The 4,466-nt window shown below is 35.3% G+C and carries 5 protein-coding genes; 3 read left to right on the forward strand and 2 right to left on the reverse strand.

The genetic code is table 11. The features are described from left to right. The first annotated feature begins 77 nt into the window (after positions 1-77). Positions 78-833: a Uma2 family endonuclease gene (locus tag FJR37_RS19185; protein WP_168466844.1), complete on the forward strand. Its 756-nt coding sequence runs from the start codon at positions 78-80 to the stop codon at positions 831-833. 45 nt (positions 834-878) lie between these two features. On the opposite strand, the gene FJR37_RS19190 is transcribed toward FJR37_RS19185, so the two are convergent. Beyond that, positions 879-2,021, reverse strand: a complete 1,143-nt coding sequence (locus FJR37_RS19190; RefSeq protein WP_254434614.1) for an NB-ARC domain-containing protein — start codon at positions 2,019-2,021, stop codon at positions 879-881. Between the two features lie 62 nt (positions 2,022-2,083). Beyond that, positions 2,084-2,392 (reverse strand): hypothetical protein, encoded by a 309-nt coding sequence (locus FJR37_RS19195; protein ID WP_217355335.1) that lies wholly within the window; start codon positions 2,390-2,392, stop codon positions 2,084-2,086. A 471-nt stretch (positions 2,393-2,863) separates the two neighbouring features. Between FJR37_RS19195 and FJR37_RS19200 the strand changes: the two genes are divergently transcribed. Together FJR37_RS19200 and FJR37_RS19205 are read left to right on the forward strand one after the other, a co-directional pair. Then, positions 2,864-3,385, forward strand: a complete 522-nt coding sequence (locus FJR37_RS19200; RefSeq protein ID WP_039201641.1) for a hypothetical protein — start codon at positions 2,864-2,866, stop codon at positions 3,383-3,385. Between the two features lie 167 nt (positions 3,386-3,552). Then, on the forward strand, positions 3,553-4,466 hold a 914-nt coding region (locus FJR37_RS19205), incomplete at its 3' end, for a hypothetical protein (RefSeq protein WP_371416142.1).

Genomic DNA, 4,466 nt, shown 5'->3' on the forward strand with positions numbered 1-4,466 from the left:
GACGCACCCTACTGAGTGATATCGTAACATTTTCGGATTCATGTTATAATTAACAAATAATTACTTGGTATCATATCATGATGATTACTCAAGCACCAGAATCTCCATCTAACACATTAGGAGATATATCAGAAGAGATAACTTTTCCACCCAGTGACCTATATAGTGATGAACCTCCCGTAGAAACAGAACTACATTTACGACAAATTATTCTCCTCTTTAAATGTTTAGAATGGCTATGGAAGGAGAGAACAGATTTTTACGCTGTCGGAAACCTAAGTATTTACTATAGTCCTCATCAAAAAAAATCAGAAGACGTTAGAGGTCCAGATTTTTTCGTAGTTCTAGGAACGGAAAGAAAAACTAGAAAAAGTTGGGTAGTGTGGGAAGAAAATGGTAAATATCCTAACCTGATTGTGGAAATTCTTTCACCAACTACAGCGAAAACTGATAGAGAAACTAAGAAAGAACTTTATCAAGATATTTTCCGCACACCTGAATATTTTTGGTTTGATCCCTATACCTTAGAATTTGCAGGTTTTTATTTAATACATGGTAAATATCAAGTTGTAGAACCGAATGAAAATGGACATTTATGGAGTCAAGAACTGGGTTTATATTTGGGAATTGACCGGGGTTTATTAAGGTATTTTACATCTGCTGGATATTTAGTTCCTACACCGGAAGAAAGTGCAGAATTTGAAGCACAAAGAGCAACAATTGAAGCACAAAGAGCAGCAATTGAAGCTCAAAGAGCAACAATGTTTGATGAAAAAGCTCAACGGTTAGCAGCAAAGTTGCGAGAATTAAATATTGATCCAGATACAATTTAATTTAAATTTAGATCCCCGACTTCTCAAAGAAGTCGGGGATCTAGTCTAGTTGTAATCTAGTTTATGGTAAAATTTCCTAATCAGAGGTGAAATCTCTAAACTCACTTCTGCATTTATCTGTTGGGTAGAAACAAGAAAACGCCTTTTTAGGGATTGAATACTACTAACTATTGGCTCATAAACTTGATGACTATTTTCCAGTTCACTTAATAAAATTGAGCCATTTTGACTAGCTATAAAATGCAATAATTCTACTTCTGATGGTGGTAAGATATCTAAACTTTGCTCTAAAAAAGCCGTTAATTCAATATCTATGAAAGGTTGATCTAGCTGCAAAAATTTATTGGTATCACCTGCAAATAGTTCTTGAATAAGATAACCAATAATTTGTAAATATTGGGGGGTTCTTTCATAAATATTCAGCAATTTTTGATAATTTTCTTCATTCTTTAAGCCATATTTTTTAAGAATGTTTACACCATCATCATCTAATCCCAATAATTCCAGGGTGAAAACATGACTTTCAGATCCCCGACTTCTCAAAGAAGTCGGGGATCTAGGGATCGATAATTCACGAATTTCCTCACTACTATTGATAATTAGACAACTTCGATGTTTTGTTGTTGATAATAACTTAAATAGATTTCCGTATTCTTCATACCCTTGTTGATATTTACCTGATACTTGATGCTTTGAAAAAATACAGTTAACATCGTCAATGATAATCAGATAAGAGTGTTTTTCTATGGCTTTTTTAAATTGTGAAAGTTGATGAGGTGAATTATCTGGAATAAGCTGATCATTAGGGTAAATTGTCTCTGTGATTAGTTGTGTTAAACTGGGTAGAGATTTTAAACTTTTATAAATAACAAACTCAAAATTTTCTTTGATATTATCAACTAATTTTAAAGCTAAAGCAGTTTTTCCAATACCTTTAATACCCAGTAAGGTTATTAAATTACATTTTCCTTGGAGGATTTTTTGTTGTAGTAATGATAATTCTACTTTGCGTCCATAAAAATCACCGATTTCAGGTGCATCTTTTAAATCTAGATGAGAGGTTATCTTTTCTTTTTTATGGATAATTTCATGATTTTCTGGTGATGGTGCAGATTCTTTAAATAGATTAAGTAGGTGAACAAAATAAAAATGAGGGGTATTGCGTTTTGTAAAATGGCTGAAACTCAATCAGAATCTCGCATTGAGACAACTTTACATACCGTTATATACCTTTAAATTTTTCTGTTCACCTACTTACCACTATTAATTTGTATTCCCTTGAAAATATTAGTTGAAGAGAAACTACATCTACCTAAAGTTGACTTGACATTAAATTTATTAACTTTTTTTCCAACTGCTTGAGATAAGGATTTCCACAGTTTACTGGCGCTATCCTTGATGTATTTTTCGCTGTGTTGGTGTTCCTTGGCGATATCTGCGTAAGATCTACCCTGTAGTGTCCCTTCCAGGATAGCTCTTTGTAAATCATTGAGATGCTGTCCTTGATGCTCAAAGACTTGGTTATCTGCAATTTCAATTATCTCTTCAATATTTAACACTACTCCCCCCCTTCAAGTCAAGACTTTTTGATATTCTATCATGCTTTTAATACGTCTTCTGGGGAGACTACACAGACAAAACCCATCTGCGCTGGTTGGAAATTTGTTAGCCTGGCGACTGGAAGTCACGGCTACACAGACAAAACCCGCCTTCGCGGGTTGGAAACTTGTTAGCCTGGCGACTGGAAGTCACGGCTACACAGACAAAACTCGCCTTCGCGGGTTTGGTGTAAGAGATAAATTTTTGACTAATGGCGTTTGTGAAGATTTTTATGGGTGACAGAATATTACTTTTAGAGACTTTTTCACGCTTTTACATACTTTTGAGGTCTTGACATCCTCTTTTGGGCGTATTAAAGTCAGTATGTTTTCAAACTGTTGTAATTTATTGTGGGTCGGGTAGTGAATTTCATATTTATCTACATTTACTCCCAATAACAATTTGTACGTTATTTAAACGGGGGAATTGACATGAATAAGATCATATCATCTGCGATCGCTGTTTCTGCTATTACTGTATCTACTGTCTTTGGTTTAAGTTTAGTTAATGTCAACTCTTCCAAAGCTGGACAAAATCCTTTAGCTTTTTTCGGGAAAGAAACACGGTTAAGGAAAACTGGAACTAAATTCGTGACAGGAAAAGCAACAGCCCCTGTTCAGATCTGCAAGAGTGCATTGAAAGGATCTGAGTGTAAATATTCAAAAACTGTAAAGTATACCCATGAACTTACTTCGACTGGGAAAGTAGATATTCAGATGCTTAGTGCGGAATCCGGTTTTAAATCTGGGAGTGAGTATTCTGAAACGGTAGAACACACCGTAAAACTTGAACCTAATCAAGGTACAAAGATTTATGTAGCTCCCACAGGAAATCAAACCACATGGGAATATCAAGAAGAGAAGCAAAAAGGTCAGTGGGTTACAATAGGAAAGGCATCGGTAACAATATGGAGTGGTGTAAAGATAAGAGACATGCGATGTACTCGTTGCTAGTCAAGGTGGTTGTGGATATTGATTGATGGATCTGATGCGTGACGCATTTTGTAAGTTGTAGTGACAAGACTGCCAGGGGAAACGCATCTAAATGTTTCCCCTGGAGTACAAGCCAACTGAAAAGACCGATCTCATAAAGTATTAAACAATTGATGGTAAATAATATTATGACATCCGATCAAATTTCAATAGAAGTCAATGGTAAGGTATATGTCTTTCAACTGTCTGCTTACGGAAATGAGCAAGATCAAGATCAGACGGATCAAGAAGGAACTGTAAAAGTTAATGGAAATGAATTAGAACTTCAGGGAAGTCTATGGCGAAAAGTCAAGATTGACCATAAAATCACCCCTAAAACAATTTTAGAATTTGAATTTCAGGGTATTAAAGAAGGAGAGATTCACAGTATAGGATTTGATAACGATAATGTGGTGTACGATAAAAACCTTCTTAATGATCAAACGACTGACGATACAACTTTTCAGATATGGGGATCACAGGAATCAAGTTTTAAATGGAATCCAATCACTAACGGTATTGATAGATATGCAACGAATTTGGGGTGGCATAAATACAAAATTTTATTAGAAGATCACTTCAACGGTAGGTTTTCTTACCTAACATTTGGTAATGATCAGGATGTTACTAATCCGACTGCCACTGCTAAATTCCGTGGACTGAAGATTTATGAAAACCCGGATACTCCTGAAGATCCAAATCCCGGACTTTTTGAAAAACAGCTATCTAATACAAATATTTATGCTATAAAGACGTACGGATCTTTTATATATATTGCGGGATCTACTAGTAAAAACCTAGATGGAAAAATTAATAATGGTAAAAATGATGCTTTCATCAGTAAGTACACTCTTGAAGGTAATTTAGATTCGACAGAACTGTTAGGATCACAAGGCGATGAATCCGCCAGGGCGCTGGCAATAAATACTGATGGTTGGATATATCTTGCCGGTAGTACCATTAGTGATAATAGTGATGTCTTTGTTGCACAATTGAAAGCTGATAATCCAGTGGCTTCAGTGGCTTACTTCCCGATATACGGAACTAATAAAAATGAATACCC

It is taken from the genome of Aphanizomenon sp. UHCC 0183, from assembly GCF_009712065.1.
Lineage (GTDB): Bacteria > Cyanobacteriota > Cyanobacteriia > Cyanobacteriales > Nostocaceae > Dolichospermum > Dolichospermum heterosporum.